The organism is Niabella beijingensis (genome assembly GCF_020034665.1).
Lineage (GTDB): Bacteria > Bacteroidota > Bacteroidia > Chitinophagales > Chitinophagaceae > Niabella > Niabella beijingensis.
In genome coordinates this window covers 33,184-49,911 of the sequence record NZ_JAIQDI010000001.1, presented here as the reverse complement: position 1 = coordinate 49,911, position 16,728 = coordinate 33,184, and the positions used below count along the sequence as shown (strand labels likewise).

The following is a 16,728-nucleotide window of genomic DNA, read 5'->3' as shown; positions in this document are numbered from 1 at the left end:
ATCGTAACTTTGTATTGGTTCTTTGTTTGTAAATGGTTCACCTTAAAATACAGCGTTATGACACTGATTCAACGTATCGAGTTCTGGGGTGAAAAACATCACCCGGCCTGGATGGATGTTGTCCGTATCGCATTGGGAATTTTCCTGATCGTGAAGGGCGTGCAGTTTATTAACAATTACAATGTGCTGATGGACCTGATGCCCAAATGGATGTCGTTCAGTTCTTTTATGATGATCCTTGTTGGTCATTATATTGTGGGGGCGCACATCCTGGGCGGGGTGCTTCTCACATTGGGACTTTTAACGAGGGCTGCCTGTCTGATGCAGATTCCCATATTACTGGGAGCCGTCTTCTTTGCAAGTGGGTCGGGCAATGTGTTACATCCTTTTTCCAACCTGCTCATCGCGGTTGTGGTATTGTTGCTCCTGATCTATTTTTTAGCAGCCAGCAACGGCCCCTGGTCGCTGGATGCCATTCATGCGGGAGAGGAGGAAAAGAAATAATGGGGGCGTAACATACGACTATTGCTGTTGGTAATAGGCAGTACGCATGCGTACCAGGATCTGGTTAACGGCATTGAGATCCGGGGTGTAGGGCAGGGTGCTTTTAAGATAAAGTCCTTTTAGACCCTGCATCATCTTGTCTGCCTCCTGTACCAGTTCGTCATATTCGCGTTCCCCGTTTTTTATCTGCAGCAGCAACGGGCGGTCGGTTCTTCTGACATTGATCCTGTTCTCCGAAACGATCTCTTCTGCCATCCTGAGCAAACGGAATACATGCATCATATTTTTCGCATCGTAGTTCTTGCCATGATCCATGGTGCTCTGATAGCGCGCGGCATTCCGCTCTTTCTCCCAATCCCGGTATTCTTTGTATTTTTTACAGTATACCGAATAACCATCCCGGTTAAAATAAAGGAGGCCAATGGGTACTGCCTCCCGCGGGATGGAACTGGTACAAACATCATTGGAAATCTCTTTTCTGAATATTCCGCTATATTCATTCCGTGATGAATGATATAACAGGTAGCAATCCCTGAAGTGGGAGAGTGCTGCCAGTCCCATTGATTCCTGCGTAAACGACTGTTGCCTGAGATAATCTGCTAAAGGAATACTGTTTTTACCGGTATAAACATAGCAGAAGTCTGCCGGGGTTTTTCGTTCATCGCCCATAGGGTTAACGATCTTTTTTTCCAGTCCACGGGCTTTTTTGATCTGGCTGTAGGCATAGTTGGCAAAGGTTTGCTCACAAAGCCGGGATAAAAAAAGTTCTGCGGATAAAAGGTTCATTAAGGGATGGCGTAACAGGATGCAATCCTCCGGTACCGCCAGCAGTTCCAGGATATTGGGATTGTTCCTGGCCAGCAGTTCCATAAAACGTTTTAATTCGTAATACACAATATCATTCGTTTCATTGGCTACCTGCGCTGTATATTCCATGGAATAATACAGCTCCTGTGGCAATACGAACACACCTTTAATATCGGTGTCCGAAGCAGGTGTATCCAGGCCGTAAGCCCTGCTGCCGGAGATCACCTCCAGGATGAGCCAGCCATTTTTCTTTACGTCATTTATGCTAAGTGGTTTCATTAAGCTTGTTTATAAAATAACGATCCAGCGCGTCCATACCGGTATTGTTCACTTTCAGCTGCTCCCTGGGGGCAGCCAGGTGCTCAAACTGTTTTTCGATCCACTTCAAAAGCGCGGACGGGCCCTTGTGATAATAGCTTTCCGGTTTTGTAGCTTTTAACGCCACCAGTTCCATGATGGTTTTATTCATAGCAGCATTGTTGTAGCGCAGCAGTTTGTTCAACTCCATGGGCACTATCTGGTCATTATGAAGGATCCAGTTGCAGGACAGGAGCGAGCGCAGCATATAAAAAAGACTTTTTAATTTAAAAGAGTTTCCGGGTTGTACCTGCTCCCTGAATTTTAATGCCAGTGAATAATGATGAAAAAAAACAGCGGTTGGTGAGTAATAGGTTGCTATCAGTTGCCGGAATTCCTGTTTAAAGCCGGGCGCCGCAAAATAAACGATCGGGGATTGAAAGCGCTCGATCAGCGGCACATTGGATTTTTTCAGCAGCAATAAACATTTCTTCAGGTCCCAGCCGGTAATATCAAGTTCGTTTTCCATAAAATCGATCGAATCTTTTTTTACGGATAACGAGAGATACCAGTTCCGTTCATGACGGTAAATAAAACGTACATCATAATCGCTGTCGGGAGAAGGGAATCCCCAGGCCCGGCTGCCGGTTTCGCAGGCATACAATAATTCTATATTTTTCCGGTTCCCGATTTCTTTCAGATTCCTTTTTATGATGGTGCGCATGTCTTATGATTTGAAAAATCAAAATTAGATGAAAACACCTGTAAGGGCTTCTAAACCTTACAGGTCCCGTTTATTTGTTCGGAATAAAGATCTGTTTCAGCTGATCGATCAATACCCCGTTGCCGTTAATACTGATGTTGCTGATCTTGTCTGCGATCTTTTCTACATATTCCATTTCTTTCAGTTTCCAGAGCATTGCATTTTCTTCCATCAGCCGTGCGGTATTCAGCAGGCTCCGGGTGCTGGCGGTCTCTTCTCTCCGCATAATGGTATTGGCCTGTGCCTTTTTCTCTGCCACCAGTACCTGGTTCATGATCTCCCGGATATCACCCGGAAGAATGATGTCCCGGATACCAAAACCGGTTACCTGTACGCCGAGCGCTGTTGCTGCTGCGGCCACCTGCTGCAGTACAACGGGGGCCATGCTTTCTTTTTTTTCCAGTAACTCGTCGAAGGCAAAGCCGGCCACATATTCCCGCAGGGCCTGCTGGATGGCTACATATAACTGCCGGTCATAGGCGGCATTTTCCAGCAATGCTGTTTCGGCATTGCTGACCCGGTATTGTGCCCATGCATTGATCCGCAGGTTGGCTTTATCCTTTGTCAGGATCTCCTGTCCATTGATCTCAAGCTGCTGTTGCCGGGTATCTGCTTTTGCTACATGAATGGTAATGGCATTCTTCCACCAGTAGTGCGTACCTGGTACCAGTTCGCCCTGCGGTTTGCCGTCTACAAATAATAATGCTTTTTCATAGCTTTCCACTTTGTAGGTCCGTACATAAGGTGTCACCAGCTTATGTTCCAGCAAGGCCCGGTCGATATGCTCCGTGATCCCGATCTTTCCCAGATCCGCTTTTATAAAATCATACCGGATCGCCGATTTCCAGAATGCATACCGGCCGGCAGTAAGCACTTTCTGAAACAACCCGTTTTGAAATTGCAGGGCTATTTCATGATCGGCCACTTCAATTACTTCCAGTGCAGTTGCCAGTTCGGTGTCTTGCAACAGCAGGTTCAGTTCCACCGGAGGCAGGAACGGCTGGGTGCAGTCATAAACGATGGCGTTTTTCTGCCACAGCCAGTAGGAGCCCTCCCGGAGTATTTTCTGATAAGCCCCTCTTTTAAATACCAATGCCACCTGGTGTGCATTTACGGTTACTTTTTTCATGATCTTATGGTTTAAAATAGTTATGTTGTTTAAAACACCGCTCCTCTCCGGAGAAAGGAGCGGTTGGAAAATGCCGGCCGGCTCCCACCCATCCGGTACGGAGGCCGGCTTCAGACCGGTGTTGAAGACCGGTTTGTTTTTGGAGCGGAAATTATTGTACCCTGTTCCTGAACAAAGCGATCTCCGGTGCCTGTCGTTTACGCCCGCCTGCTGGTGCTTTCCGGGCTGCCATCTGTTTAATGCATCAGTGACGCTGAACAGAAGAGCCGGGGCCTGCCGTCATTTTCCGGTATACATCTTTTTTAAGAAGTGATGCGCTTCTTCTAAACCTACATCCACAGTGTAGTGTTCTACCATTGAACTATCACGTGTGAAGCGTGAGCGGGATTCGAACCCGCAGCATGTCTGTTGCTCTTCCACTGAGCTATTCCGTTTTACAACGGAAAGGGGAGTCGAACCCCTGCCCCACAGGTTATGGTGCTATGCCGTATTCCTAACAAGAGCATACAGAACGTTACAACGCCTGCACTGCGGTGCCCGAAATGCACCCGCCTGGCTTTTAAGAAACGGTCAACAGCGCGGTTTGCCTTTCGGCAATAAGTTGTTCAAAGAACGTTGTATCGCTGCGGCAATACTTCCTTTTTGATCTCGTCACTCCTATGGGATTCGAACCCATACGTTGCTGGTGCAACAGGCCGGCTCCAAATGCGCTTCCCTACTGCCTTCTTCCGGGTTCGGTGCTTCTGCAAAATCTGGTCATTTAAATGCATGGTCTAAACGACATCTTCCGGCCACTCCACGGCTCCGTTAAACTTTTTCCGCAGCACTTCCCTTTATGCTAAGGAGTGAATAAAAGAACTCGTTTTGTTGACAATACAAAGCTGGAACACAAGTGTGCAATCTTTTTGCATAGTCAAAAAAATAATTTATTTTTCCTCAAATTTTTTTCTATGCCGGTTAACCGCAATGCGCTGATCCGCTACCGCACCATTGATAAATGCCTGCAGAACCGTCGCCGCAAATGGACCATCGAAAACCTGATCGATGCCTGTAATGATGCCCTTTATGAATATGAAGGCATCGAAAAAGGAGTTAGCCTCCGCACCATACGCATGGACCTGAATGCCATGCGCAGCGATAAACTGGGATATAACGCGCCGATACTGGTGGTAGACCGGAAATACTATACCTATGAAGATCCGGAATACAGTATTTCGAAAATTCCCTTATCACACCAGGACCTGGACGTGCTGCAGGATGTGTCCTTTCTCTTACAGCAGTTCAAAGGCTTTAGTCATTTTAATGACCTGGATGAGCTGTTGCAACGTCTGGAAGATAAGATCTACACAGAACGCGAGCAGGAAACCCCGGTGATCGATTTTGAAAAGAACGAGCTGCTTACCGGTATTCACTGGCTGGATCCCCTGCATAAGGCGATTATTAAAAAGCGACCCCTGAAGGTTACTTATCAAAGCTTTTCCGCGCGCCAGCCTGCCGACCTGGTGGTGTATCCTTATCTGCTGAAGGAGTTCCGGAACCGCTGGTTCCTTTTGTGCATGCACCGGAAGGGGAAGGAACTGCTGACGCTGGCATTGGACCGTATCGCGGCAGTAGCCGGACTGCCGGATGAGCCCTACCTGATCCATAAAGGATTTGATGCTTCCTCTTATTTCAACGACATCATCGGTGTAACAAGGAATGTGGCCGACCGCCCCACATTGATCACCTTTATGGCCAATACCCGGCATGCGCCCTATATCCGCACCAAACCACTTCATCCATCGCAGCAGGTTATTGCTACAGCAAATGGGTGGACCACTTTTACCATCGAGGTGATCCCCAATTTTGAGCTGGAACGGGAACTGCTCGGTTTTGGGGAAGGGCTGCGTGTGCTCGCCCCGAAGTCGATGGTGCGGATCATCAAGCAACGCATCCGGAAAATGCAGGAGCTTTATACGACTCCGGCGTCTGATAGCTAGGATGCATCTTTGCGCCACAATCTGTTATACCGGCCAGTAGATTTCCATTGCCCCGGCTGGAACGATCAAACCCGGCTTTCCATTGCTGCCAGCTGAAAACCGATAGAAGCAGGCTTTACCTGTTTGGCTGCAGCCGGTTCCGCATTACAGATCTCTGCCAGTGTGCGTGGCTCCGTAATGGTTTGCGGGTAACCCAGGTAACAAGCCAAAGCGCGGGCCTTTTCCACACCCAGTCTTCCGAATTCATATTTTGCAATGAGCCGGCCCTCCCGCAGCAGCGCCCCGTCAATAAGCGTAAGCGCGCTATTGAAGGTGCAGATCAGCTGTATGTTTAAAAAGTCGGCCAGTAACCCGTCTGATATGTTTAATAGATTGGATACTGAGGAATCGGAACTGTAACGGCGGTCCATGATAATGTTTTCCGCATCTTCTATGATCAGTACCGTGTCGGGGTTATTGATCAGCAACTGGATAAAATCAGGACTCATTAAATTCCCCGCAACGGAGGGGGAGAGAAAGAGCACCCGCTTCCGGATTTTTCCGACCAGGTACCGGAGGTAGGAAGTCTTTCCCGTTCCGGGCAACCCGTGCAGCAGTACGATGCCTTTGTCGTTTTTCCGGTTCAGCCGTTGACGGATACAGGCGTCGATATCCTTGAAATCATCTTCATAAAAAAGGCCCAGATCCAGTTTGTTCCTTTTTATTTCCATTGACTTTAATAGCAGTCTGCTTCCGTCGCGTACAATCAGGTTGATCTCCAGCGGTTCCTTTTTTTTCTTTTCCAGAAATGGCTGCAACAGGTTCACGATCTCCGTAATGAGGGAGGTATTATTCCCGTCGTGCAGGATCTCGCACCAGTATTCATCCAGCTCAATGATACAGCATTTGTTCAGAAGAAAGACAGCTGTATCGTACTGGAACTTTCTGTTTTTACGTTTGAACCACTGGTGCTGAAAAATATGCCTGGTCTGGCCGGCCAGCAGCTGTTTTAACGGCTCAAATGCCTTACTGCCATCGAGCTGATTGATGAGCAATGTGCTGGGCAACTTGTCAAACTCATTCAGATACAGCACTTTTGTATTGATGAATGCATCACCAAAGAGTTCATTGGTATTGATTACCTTTTGTATAAATGTTTGATCCATTTTTTCTTTTTTTAAACTTTATGACCTCGCAAAACCGGAGGCCATAAAGTGTTTGGTAGGGGTGTTTTTCGCAACGGCCTTATTGAACAACTTTGTTGGCGCAGCTGGAACTGGCAAAGGCGAATGGTTTTGCTTTACAGGTCCAGCCCATGCCCGAAACATAGCCCATCGCTTCGCTAAGTGCTGCATTACTTTTATATGCCGCAGAAGTATTAATGTCCACATGGAGCTCGGGAGCGATGCCGTGCTGTTCAAAGACGGTATTCAATTGTAAGGTCAGCTGAACGGTTTTATCCACCTCCATTAACATCCGTTCCCGGATGCTCATTTTCCTGCGCAATAACTCCTTTTGCAGGAACAGAAAGGCGCCCTTTCCTTTCCGTACAAAAACGATCACGGTTGCAAACTCAATAACCGCGCCTTTTACCTGGCTGTCGGTGCCCAGGCAAACCTGTATGGTATTGCCGGCTTCCTGTTCCGCCACTAATGCTTTGTTCACTTCTTCAGCAACCGGTCCGTGCAGAAATGTTCCGCCGAACCGCTGCCATTGCTGTTGTTCCATCGGTTTAAATTTTAATCATGGATCTGTTCTTCTTTTATTTCGTCCAGCCATTGGGTTATACATTTCTTTTTAAAAAACGCTGCTTCTTTTGTTTTCGGATAATACCGGTAGTATCTGTATCCTGAACTTCCGTTCCTTAATTTTTCGAGCTTAAGATCATAACAGCGTTGCTTCAGGTACTGCCAGATCTGTTCTATTTCAGACTCAAGCTCCGGATCGGTAACTCGTTTTTTGTCGATCATATTCGGCTTTACCGTTAAGATAAACCGCCAGGGTTCTGAAAAAATATAGCGTTTCGACAGGTAGCCATATTTATCCGTTTGCCACTGTTCATAAAAGAACTGCTGCTCCTGTGATGAAAAACCCAGTTTTTTGAATTGCCATTCGCAGGGTGCCAGCAGGCGCTGTTCTCTTACTACATAGATCTTACGCCCCCGTTTCCTTTTCTTAATCGTAAAGTCCTTCTTCCAGCTGTAGTCGGTGGTGTTGATCTTTTGTAATAACTGTTCAAAGAATACGCACTGTTTTCCTGCTGCCACATCTTCCCGCAATACAAAGAAGCGTTTCCAGCCTCTCTGAATAGGGGGGATCAATGGCTCCCAGCCCAGGTTCCTTCTTTTTTCATGTAATGTGTCCAGTCTGAAATCCAGTTCCAGCAACTGTTTGTCGAAGTCTTCATACCGGAGTCTTGTTTTTTGTCTCCCGGTACGAAGCCTGTAGGAAAGAATTTCTGTTCCAAATTGTTTAATAAGTTTTTTGTCCATAATGAATGTGTTTGTGCATTTAACCATCGCATCGGCTGATGCGTTTTGCCTGTCATTATGAACATGAATTCTTTTTTCATCTTTTTTATTTTTAGCATGGGTTACAGGAATCGAACCTGTGTCGATGATTTTGGAGATCATTATAATACCATTATACCAAACCCATATGTTTGCGGTGTTGGTTTATCGGCCCCGGCCATTATCGGAGGAACCCACATCTCCTCATTCGTAGTGGGATGTTCTGTTCCATTGAACGATAAACCAATCCCGAAACGGTACGGCTTTCAGATTTGAACTGAAAACGATCATCCGCTACTTACCTTTCAGAAAGAAAGGGGAATGACTATGTTACCCTTACACCAAGCCGTATTGGTTGACCCCGGGACTCGAACCCTGTTCTCCACATCCACAATGTGGCGCTTTACCTGTTAAGCTAAGGCCAACATAAACACCCCGCTGCATCTCACGGGTGTGTTTTCTCCTTTTTCTGCAACTAATAATTTATCTTAATCTTACGGAGGCCGGATCATTAACCCGCGCTCCGGAAGATCCGGTTTTCGTATGGTTGTTTTTTTTCCGGCCGGTGATTTTTTCTACGATAACAACCAGCAGGATAATTATGTAAATGATGTTCATTGTGTACCTCCTTTTTAACTATTAAAAAACCCGGTCTTTTTGGGACCGGGTTCTTACAACATCCTGCTGCTTTACGCAGGATACCTGTATAAAAACGCTGGTCTCCTTTTTTGGGATTTACGAAAATGCATAGTTCCTCCGTTTGGCAGGTTGGGGAACAGTGCCATTGTTGTAAATCGACTGGATGAGTTGGTCCGATTCATTTTATTCTGTATAAACAAAAACCCCGCAATCTCTTGCGGGGCCTGGGTTCTATTAAAAAGTTTCTTTTTAATTTTCTGCAGCAAATGCCCCGCAACGGGTATCCAGTCCTGTCGGGCTGAACCACGCTTTTGTTTCAATATGTAAAAAATTGCGTTGCATCTTATGTTGTTTTTATTTGCGTATGCAAAGGTGTAAAACCTTTTTTATATAGCAAAATTTTTTCGGATGTTTTTTTTGAATAGTATTAAATGGATGACGGGTTTTGTTGTTGCTTCTTATGAATGCTGTTGTTGTTTTTTTGTTTTTGGAATAAATTTGAAGTATGATCACAATTGAGCAAATTGAAATGAATCACCCGTTTTACGGGCAGGAGCAGGATTTAAGAAACCGTATCCTGCTACGGCCGATCGGGTTGCCGGATCATAGCTGGGAGATGGATGATCACAAAGCCTGGCATTTTGTTGCGGTGGAAAATGATAACGTGGTGGGCTGTGTCATCCTTGTACCGTTAAACAACGGACAGGCGCAGCTAAAGCAAATGGCGGTTGAAACAACCTATCAGTCTAAGGGAATCGGGCGGCTGCTCGTGGGTGCATTGCTGGCATTTGCAAAGGAACAGCGGCTCAAAGAGATTGTTTGTCATGCACAGGATACCGCAATCCCTTTTTATATAAAGAACGGGTTTGAAATTTACGACGAGCCGTTTGTGGAAGTAGGGGTACCACATCATCATATGCGGATCGCTTTGTGAGGCCGCCCATTATGTGAAGCTGATTAATGGATACGATCACCACGCAGTTCCATTTCCTGCATGATCACTGCTTCATGGCCCAGCCATTCGGCCCAGCGCTTCCTTACTTTTTCTTTGGGCAGGTAAGCTTCCGCCAGCTCAATAAAGAGGGTATAATGCCCGGCCTCACTTTCCATAAAGCGCCGGTAGAACTTGCTTAAATAGGCGTCGTTCAATCCTTCGCTCAGCCGTTTAAAACGTTCACAGCTCCGGGCTTCGATCATGGCCATGGTTAACAATCTGTCAAGAAAAAAATCATCCGGGCTTCCGCCTTTTGCCTGGAACTGCAATAATGCATTTACATATTCATCCTTTCGCTGACGTCCCAGTTTCAAACCTCTTTTTTCCAGTTCCTGCAAAACAAGGCGGAAATGCCCCCATTCTTCTGTCACAATAGGCGCCAGTTCTTTCACCAGTTTTTCCCGGTCGCTGTATCGTTGAATGAGCGAGATACAACTGGTTGCCGCCTTTTGCTCGCAATAGGCGTGGTCCGTGAGTATGGCTTCCAGCGATATTTCTGCAAGATTTACCCAGCGCGGGTCGGTAGGGAGCTGTAAGCCCAGAATGTTTTTTGTGTCCTGTGAAAATTCCATATGCTGCGAAATTAAAGAAATTATATCCAGGCCGGCGTACCAGGTAGTAAGCATTTTGTAGCCGTATGCCGGTCCCGGACCATTTTATATTTTATGGTAAAGCCCTCTTTTAATACGATGTATAATTAATCCTGAAGCGTTAAAATCGATTGCAGACACTGGTGTTCCATTACTACCTGAAATGAGTGAGTTTGTCTGAATTGTGGTGGGATTCTGGCTTTTATTCCATATTTATCATTACTTTAGGCAAAAAAATCACCTCTTGCTTTATGTTTGTACTGAACCCACGTCTCGCTGCTGATGTATTTGACGGAGAATATATTATTGCCAACTTAGACACGGGGCTTTATTATAGTGTGCAGGGGCTTGCTGTTTCATTGCTCAATGCACTTCCCTTTGAGGATGAAGTCCGTGTTGTCCGGTTCTTTTGCGAAGCATTGCCACAGGATACTGCGGCCATTGAAACCGAGCTTCCATCTGTTTTCCGGCAACTGCTGGATGAGCACATCATTCTTAATGTAGAAGGGACGGATATTACAGCTGCGGATCAGCCGGATATTCCGGTCCGGTACGAAATTCCGCGGCTCAATCGTTATGCGGATATGCAGGACCTACTGCTGCTGGATCCGATCCATGATGTGGATGAAGAGGGGTGGGTGGTACAGAAAGACTCCTAAAAGATATGTTGCTTCTTACGGATTATTTTTCACGTCTTCTTTCTTTGTTCACAGCGTTGCCTGCTTATCATACAGACTGTCTATCGCTGGCCGGAAGGAGCGTGCGCCTGAATACGCCTTCAGATATATTAAGGGGCAGGTTACTGCCGGCATTGTCGCATCTTCTGGTTGAAGGGGAACCCGAAACAACCGGGCTGACGATCTGGTACGCAGTGGATGCAGATCTGCCTGACCGGGTAACGGCACCGCCGTGGCCCGGGTTCAATGCACAGGGTTTTAATGCGGCACTCGATCAGGAAGCAGTGCAGCTTTTCTTTCAACCCTGGCAGCGGCAGTTGTTCCTTTATTCAAGGCAACAGCGTACCGGGATCTACTGGGTACAAACAGCAGCGGATCTTCCGTGGTGGGAAGCCAGTTTTCCATTCAGAGCCCTTTTTCATTTCTGGACGCGGGATCTGCCTGCACAGTTGGTGCATGCCGGTGCGGTTGCCAAAGCAGGAAAAAGTGTGCTGATCACCGGACCCAGCGGATCGGGAAAGTCCACCTCCTGTCTCACATTGTTGCGTTCGGGGTACCAATACCTCGGTGATGATTATGTATGGGTGGAATTAACCGGCCACCCTGTGGTATATACACTGTATCAGACAGCCAAAGTGGAGCCGGACAATCTCAAAGAACGTTTTTCAGATTGGATGCCTTATGTGGTCAATAAAGAATTACTGGGGCAGCAAAAGGCCATTTTTTATATCCGGGAGTTATGGGAACGATCATTTATTCCAGCGGCAGCGCTGAGCGCAGTATTGCTGCCAAGGGTGACGTATCAGGAACGTTCGCTGTTTGAACGCATCAGACCTGCACAGGCATTGCTGGCGATGGCGCCTACAACTTTACATCATTTGCCGCACCATCGTCAGGCCGCCTACCGGAAGCTGACGCAGATCAGCACTGTACTGCCCGGCTTCCGGTGGAGTTTAGGAAGCGACCCTCAACTGTTTGAACAATCAATCGATCAATTATATTCTGATGAATTGTCCTGAGATCAGTGTTATCATACCTACACATAATAACGGAGCGGAACTTTTTCGCGCCCTGGAAACGGTGGCAGGCCAGGACGCAGTGCTTGGAGGCCGGTGCCGGCTTCAGGTCATCGTTGTGAATGATGCATCCGATGCCGCTTCCCAACCATTGCTGGAACAGCTTGCGGATGTATATCCGCAGATAACACTTATAGCTCATGAGGTACAGAGGGGCCCTGCTGCAGCCCGGAACACTGGTATCGGTGCTGCCACCGGTGAGCTGATCAGCTTTCTGGATGCCGATGACGAATGGCCGCTGAATAAATTAAGTCTTCTGCTTCCTGTGCTGGAGGATGCATCGGTGGATGTGGCAGGTGGGAAGATAAAATATCTTCTCGGGGATGGTGTACCGGAGCTGGAGATGAACTATGAAGATCATGAAAACAGGCTGAGTCATGTTCACCTCGGCGCCCTGCTGGTACGAAGGTCCCTTTTTCAGCAATCGTTATTTTTTGATGAAAGCCTGCGTTACAGTGAAGACATTGACTGGTGGCTGCGGTTAAAGGAGCAACAGGTGAAAATAGTGCTGCTTGAAGCGACGACGCTTTTATACCGGGTACATGGCAGTAATATGTCGGTGCATAAAAGTATCCGGGAACTGCAGCTCTTAAACGTATTGCATAAAGCTGCGCGGCGAAGAGAAAATAAAATGCTTATGCCCCATATACCTCAATTAAAGGACTACCGGATCGGGAAAGCGGATCCGCTGATCAGCATTATCCTGCCTTTGTATAATGGAAAAGATCTGGTGACGAAATCGATCGGAAGTGTACTGGCACAAACATATACCCATTGGGAACTACTGATTATAGATGACGGGTCAACGGATGGCGGGGATGCGTTTATTCGTCGCCGTTTCCCGCAGGCAACAATGATTTCACAGGAAAATGCCGGCGTGGCAGCAGCCCGGAATAAAGGAATTCAGCATGCCCGCGGGGAGATCATTGCTTTTATTGACCAGGATGATGAATGGATGCCGGACAAATTGCGCGAGCAATGGGAGGTGCTGAAGCAGGACCCTTATTGTGCTTTTGTTACCTGCAATCAGCATTTCGCCTGTGCGGCGGATACGGTGCTGCCTGCCAATTTTAGTGAAAAGCTCCGCGAAGCGCACCGGGGCCTGGTGCCCAGCGCCCTGCTGATCCGTAAACAGGTGTTGCAGGATGTGAATAATTTTGATGAATCGCTGGATGTAAGCAGTGATTTCGACCTGGTCCGCAGGCTGCGTAACGCCGGTTTCCAGGAGAAAAATGTAGAGCGCCTGTTGCTCCGGAAATGGTACCACGGGGGGAACGCCAGTCTTAATAAAACAGTAATGCGCCGGGAGATACTGGGTTTGCTTCACCGACAAATCAGGAAGCTATGAATGCTCCGTTGATCGACGTTGTTATTGCCGTATACAATGGCCGGAAGTTTATCCGGGAGGCTATCGAATCGGTGCAGGCGCAGACCTGGAAAGCGCTGCGTATAATCGTTGCTGACGATGGTTCTGAAGATGACACCACCGATATTGTTGCGTCCCTGATGGCCGGTGATTCCAGAATCCGGCTGTTAAAATGTCCGCACCGGGGGGTGTCGGCTACACTCAATACAGCTATTGCACAGGGGGCGGCGCCCTATATCGCTTTTTTGGATGCGGATGATTTATGGGAACCGGAGAAGCTGGAGAAGCAGCTGGGCGCGTTGCGCACTGGTACTGCGGCGGCCTGCTTTTGCCTGATACGGGAGTTTGAAACGCTCACCGGGAACGGAACTGTTACCCAGCGCGCCCGCTCCGGATCACTGAAAGGGTATTCAAAAACGGCTTTTTTGGGGAGGCGGGAGCTCTTCGATAGGTATGGTGGTTTTGATCAGCAGGTTTCCATAGGTGATTTTGTCGAATGGTTTAGCCGGATCATACGGGCGAATCTTGAGGTGCTCCTGCTGGATGAAGTGTTGGCCTACCGCCGGGTACATCATCATAATATGACCCTCGGGGTCGATAAAACGGCTTTTTTAGGATTGCTAAAAGCTCATTTGGATGAAAAACGAAAAAACTGATTTTTATGCAGGTGGAACGGACCGGTAACTATCTGAAATGGTCCGGGTTTCTAAGGATGATTCCGGGAAAACAGTTAATGGCAACTTTTTTTTACGGGACATTCCGCATACTTGCTGCAACGATCTGGCCTTATTTCCTGTATCGTTATCTTAAGAGTGCTTCATTGCCCCGCTTTACGGATCTGCTTCCCGGTGTGTTGGTGGTGCTGTTGCTTTTTGCCGGAAGCGGCATCGCATCCTACCGGCAGTCTGCGATTAATATCAGGCTGCTCAAAAACTTTTCTCTTGAACTGGCCGATCGTATCTGGAAAAAAATGAATGCACTTGACTGGCTTACGTTCCACCAGAGGAACCGGGTGTACTATTTTGATATGATGATGATGGAGGCCTGGCGCTTGCGCAGCGCGATGGGCGCCGTGCTTGAGGTGCTGGCCGTTAATGGCATTATTGCAGCAGCTCTTATCGTTGTTATTGCCCTGATCAGCTTTCCGCTGTTCCTGTTGTGTCTCGGTGCCCTGGGAGTACTGGGTGGATTGCATCTTTATTCCATGCGCCGGCAGCGACCCGCTGTACAACGGTTTCACGCAGCCTGGCGCGCGCAGCATCATTGGGTGGCCAAGAGTGTCGATCAGTTCGATCTGATCAAGATGGGAAGAGGGTATGCCTGGTCTGCTAACGAGAACCGCGTAGCCACCAACCATTTCCTGGAGGCCAATTCGGATAAACTCCGGCAGCAGTCCCGGTGGCGCATCATCAACCAGGTTGCCGGCAATCTGGTACGGATCATTATTTTCCTGGTGGGTATCTTCTGGCTGCGCCAGGGAGCTGTACAGTTCAGCGAGCTGCTTCTGGTGTTGTTGCTTGTGAGTATTGTGCAAAGCAACCTGATGCAGGTGCCGGGCGCTGTAAGCCAGCTGCTGGAAGGACAGGATGCAGCGCTTACCCTGGCAGCATTCTTCGATCTTAAGGAAGAGCGGATCGCCGATCCGGATCCGTCCGGAGTTCAATCGGTCGAACAGTTATCCTTTAAAGGGGTCAGCTATTTTTATAATAATGATGCAGGAATAAAGGAGCTGGATCTTGACCTGGAACGGGGCAGGGTCTACCTGTGGCGGGGGCCGAATGGCAGCGGGAAATCTACGGCTGCCCACCTGTTGTTGGGCCTGTTGCAGCCGCAAGCAGGCCATTTGTTTGTGAATGGAGCGCCTGCAGATTGGGAACTGCTGAAAACGCTGCGTCCCCGCTTTGGCTTTCTGGATCAGGATGCACCGATCTTTATGGGTAGCATCAAAGAGAATGCGGTCTTTGGGCATGAAGCACCGGAAAGAGCCTGGGCAGGATTGGGGGACTCCTGGCTATCGCATTTACTACCCTCCGGAGTCATTGAAGAGCGCCATGTTGGAGAGCGGGGAGAAGGATTGTCCGGCGGTGAAGCAAAACGTATTGCCCTGATACGCGAGCTGCTGCGTTCGCACGATATATTAGTACTTGATGAGCCGCTCAATCATTTGGATGAGGCGGCCGTTCAGCTGCTCAAACAGGAAATGACCCGTTTAAAAGAAAGCAGGATCATCGTTATTATTAGTCACCAACCCGGTTTTGAATCTATTGCTGATGAAATTCGTTCTTTCTGATCTCGTTGACAACCTGAGCGTTGAACAAACGCTGCTGCTACGTGCCTGTCTTGCCAAAAGCAAAACAGAGCGTGAAGGTTATGTACGTGCATGGGAAAACGAGGTGCAGATCATGGATCTTGATTTCAGCTCTTCGCGGCTGGTACCTTATCTGCTGTACAAAAATCAGCAGGAGGGGATCAGTTGCCGGCATGATAAGCGGCTTAAAATACTTTATAAGTACTGGTGGCTGAGGACGCAGCACATCAGCAACCAACTCCGTCAGGTGCACCGGGCCTTTCTGGCGGAAGGGATTGCGGTGGTTGTCATCAAGGGCGCATCCATCAGGCAATACTATCCGCGTGCGGAGTTACGATCCATGAGCGATTTTGATCTGCTGATCCCGCAGCAAAAAATGCAGGAGGCCATCGGTATTCTCCGGCGGATGGAATTTGTTCCCCATCAGATACTGATGGCCTGCATACAGGAAGTACCCGGACTGCTGTTCGATTTTGGGCATGCTGTTTCCTGTACCAATCCTTCCAGCGATACATTTATTGACCTTCACTGGAAGATCGGATCCAACTGTACGAAACAATTCACCGAAAGATTGTGGCTGCACCTGGTTCCCTGTCCGGAGCTGCCGGGCGGAAAAAAACCGGCACTTGCTTACGAGGTCTTTATGATCCTCATCCATGCGGGCGATAAAGCCAACCGGCATAACCTGAACTGGATCATTGATATTGCTCAATTGCATGATCAGCTGGATGCGCCTCTCTGGCAACAGGCCCGGCAGCTGGCGATTGAAGAAAAGAAAGAAGACCTCTTCGATTATGCCTGCAGGGTGTTATTGCAATTTGGCCTGCCTGTGCCCGATCCCGGAAAGGTAAAGACACCTCCAAGACTGATCTATAAAGAAGCCCGCAAAGGAGGTATTCACCGGGTGCTTAATGGCCCGCGCACGGTGAGAAACCTGATATGTATCATTACCCGTCTTTATCCGCATGCATCCCTGTGGCAGCAATGTTATCAGTTTGTACGGAGTGTGAGATTTGTCTTTATTTCCAGGCGGATTGAAAAACGTATCGATGGTACCGACGGCCAGGTTGTGCAATTGCGCAAATAAAAAAGTCCCCGGAGGGGGACTTT

At 48.1% G+C, this 16,728-nt stretch carries 16 protein-coding genes and 3 tRNA genes; 9 read left to right on the top strand and 10 right to left on the bottom strand.

Annotation, left to right across the window (positions count from 1 at the left end):
• Positions 1–57: 57 nt before the first annotated feature.
• On the top strand, positions 58–504 hold the full coding sequence (locus K7B07_RS00245; RefSeq protein ID WP_223706364.1) for a DoxX family membrane protein: 447 nt from the start codon (positions 58–60) through the stop codon (positions 502–504).
• A gap of 18 nt (positions 505–522) precedes the next feature.
• Here the strand turns inward: K7B07_RS00245 and K7B07_RS00240 are convergent, their stop codons facing one another.
• The 4 genes from K7B07_RS00240 to K7B07_RS00225 all read right to left on the bottom strand — a co-directional run bounded on the left by K7B07_RS00240 (position 523) and on the right by K7B07_RS00225 (position 3,931).
• Positions 523–1,590, bottom strand: coding sequence for a DNA polymerase beta superfamily protein (locus K7B07_RS00240; protein ID WP_223706362.1), 1,068 nt, complete (start codon positions 1,588–1,590; stop codon positions 523–525).
• Positions 1,577–2,332, bottom strand: coding sequence for a nucleotidyltransferase domain-containing protein (locus K7B07_RS00235; protein WP_223706359.1), 756 nt, complete (start codon positions 2,330–2,332; stop codon positions 1,577–1,579). Before K7B07_RS00235 ends, K7B07_RS00240 begins: the two co-directional genes overlap by 14 nt.
• 70 nt (positions 2,333–2,402) lie before the next feature.
• Positions 2,403–3,500, bottom strand: coding sequence for a slipin family protein (locus K7B07_RS00230; RefSeq protein ID WP_223706356.1), 1,098 nt, complete (start codon positions 3,498–3,500; stop codon positions 2,403–2,405).
• Positions 3,501–3,871: 371 nt separating this feature from the next.
• Positions 3,872–3,931, bottom strand: a tRNA-Ser gene (locus K7B07_RS00225).
• A gap of 519 nt (positions 3,932–4,450) precedes the next feature.
• Between K7B07_RS00225 and K7B07_RS00220 the strand changes: the two genes are divergently transcribed.
• The gene (locus K7B07_RS00220) at positions 4,451–5,479 is read left to right on the top strand and encodes a helix-turn-helix transcriptional regulator (RefSeq protein ID WP_223706354.1); all 1,029 of its coding nucleotides are present in this window, start codon (positions 4,451–4,453) and stop codon (positions 5,477–5,479) included.
• A 65-nt stretch (positions 5,480–5,544) separates the two neighbouring features.
• Here the strand turns inward: K7B07_RS00220 and K7B07_RS00215 are convergent, their stop codons facing one another.
• From K7B07_RS00215 to K7B07_RS00195, 5 genes are all read right to left on the bottom strand, one after another.
• Positions 5,545–6,624 (bottom strand): AAA family ATPase, encoded by a 1,080-nt coding sequence (locus K7B07_RS00215; protein ID WP_223706352.1) that lies wholly within the window; start codon positions 6,622–6,624, stop codon positions 5,545–5,547.
• Between the two features lie 79 nt (positions 6,625–6,703).
• Positions 6,704–7,186 carry a ribonuclease H-like YkuK family protein gene (locus tag K7B07_RS00210; RefSeq protein ID WP_223706350.1) on the bottom strand — a complete coding sequence of 161 codons (483 nt, stop codon included), beginning with the start codon at positions 7,184–7,186 and terminating at the stop codon, positions 6,704–6,706.
• An 11-nt stretch (positions 7,187–7,197) separates the two neighbouring features.
• Positions 7,198–7,950, bottom strand: coding sequence for a hypothetical protein (locus K7B07_RS00205; protein WP_223706349.1), 753 nt, complete (start codon positions 7,948–7,950; stop codon positions 7,198–7,200).
• A gap of 95 nt (positions 7,951–8,045) precedes the next feature.
• Positions 8,046–8,116: transfer RNA gene (locus K7B07_RS00200), tRNA-Trp, on the bottom strand.
• Positions 8,117–8,320: 204 nt separating this feature from the next.
• Positions 8,321–8,392, bottom strand: a tRNA-His gene (locus tag K7B07_RS00195).
• A 720-nt stretch (positions 8,393–9,112) separates the two neighbouring features.
• On the opposite strand from K7B07_RS00195, the gene K7B07_RS00190 reads away from it, so the two are divergent.
• Positions 9,113–9,541, top strand: coding sequence for a GNAT family N-acetyltransferase (locus tag K7B07_RS00190; RefSeq protein WP_223706347.1), 429 nt, complete (start codon positions 9,113–9,115; stop codon positions 9,539–9,541).
• A gap of 23 nt (positions 9,542–9,564) precedes the next feature.
• On the opposite strand, the gene K7B07_RS00185 is transcribed toward K7B07_RS00190, so the two are convergent.
• The gene (locus tag K7B07_RS00185) at positions 9,565–10,173 is read right to left on the bottom strand and encodes a MiaE family protein (RefSeq protein ID WP_223706345.1); all 609 of its coding nucleotides are present in this window, start codon (positions 10,171–10,173) and stop codon (positions 9,565–9,567) included.
• A 269-nt stretch (positions 10,174–10,442) separates the two neighbouring features.
• Between K7B07_RS00185 and K7B07_RS00180 the strand changes: the two genes are divergently transcribed.
• The 6 genes from K7B07_RS00180 to K7B07_RS00155 are packed head-to-tail and all read left to right on the top strand — an operon-like array spanning position 10,443 to position 16,705.
• Positions 10,443–10,850, top strand: a complete 408-nt coding sequence (locus tag K7B07_RS00180) for a hypothetical protein (protein WP_223706343.1) — start codon at positions 10,443–10,445, stop codon at positions 10,848–10,850.
• Between the two features lie 5 nt (positions 10,851–10,855).
• Positions 10,856–11,887 carry a phosphoenolpyruvate carboxykinase (ATP) gene (locus K7B07_RS00175; protein ID WP_223706341.1) on the top strand — a complete coding sequence of 344 codons (1,032 nt, stop codon included), beginning with the start codon at positions 10,856–10,858 and terminating at the stop codon, positions 11,885–11,887.
• Positions 11,874–13,292 (top strand): glycosyltransferase family 2 protein, encoded by a 1,419-nt coding sequence (locus tag K7B07_RS00170; protein WP_223706339.1) that lies wholly within the window; start codon positions 11,874–11,876, stop codon positions 13,290–13,292. The genes K7B07_RS00175 and K7B07_RS00170 overlap by 14 nt, the downstream gene beginning before the upstream one ends.
• Positions 13,289–13,966, top strand: a complete 678-nt coding sequence (locus K7B07_RS00165) for a glycosyltransferase family 2 protein (RefSeq protein WP_223706337.1) — start codon at positions 13,289–13,291, stop codon at positions 13,964–13,966. Before K7B07_RS00170 ends, K7B07_RS00165 begins: the two co-directional genes overlap by 4 nt.
• A 5-nt stretch (positions 13,967–13,971) precedes the next feature.
• On the top strand, positions 13,972–15,600 hold the full coding sequence (locus K7B07_RS00160) for an ATP-binding cassette domain-containing protein (RefSeq protein ID WP_223706335.1): 1,629 nt from the start codon (positions 13,972–13,974) through the stop codon (positions 15,598–15,600).
• Positions 15,581–16,705 (top strand): nucleotidyltransferase family protein, encoded by a 1,125-nt coding sequence (locus K7B07_RS00155; RefSeq protein ID WP_223706333.1) that lies wholly within the window; start codon positions 15,581–15,583, stop codon positions 16,703–16,705. Before K7B07_RS00160 ends, K7B07_RS00155 begins: the two co-directional genes overlap by 20 nt.
• Positions 16,706–16,728: the final 23 nt, after the last annotated feature.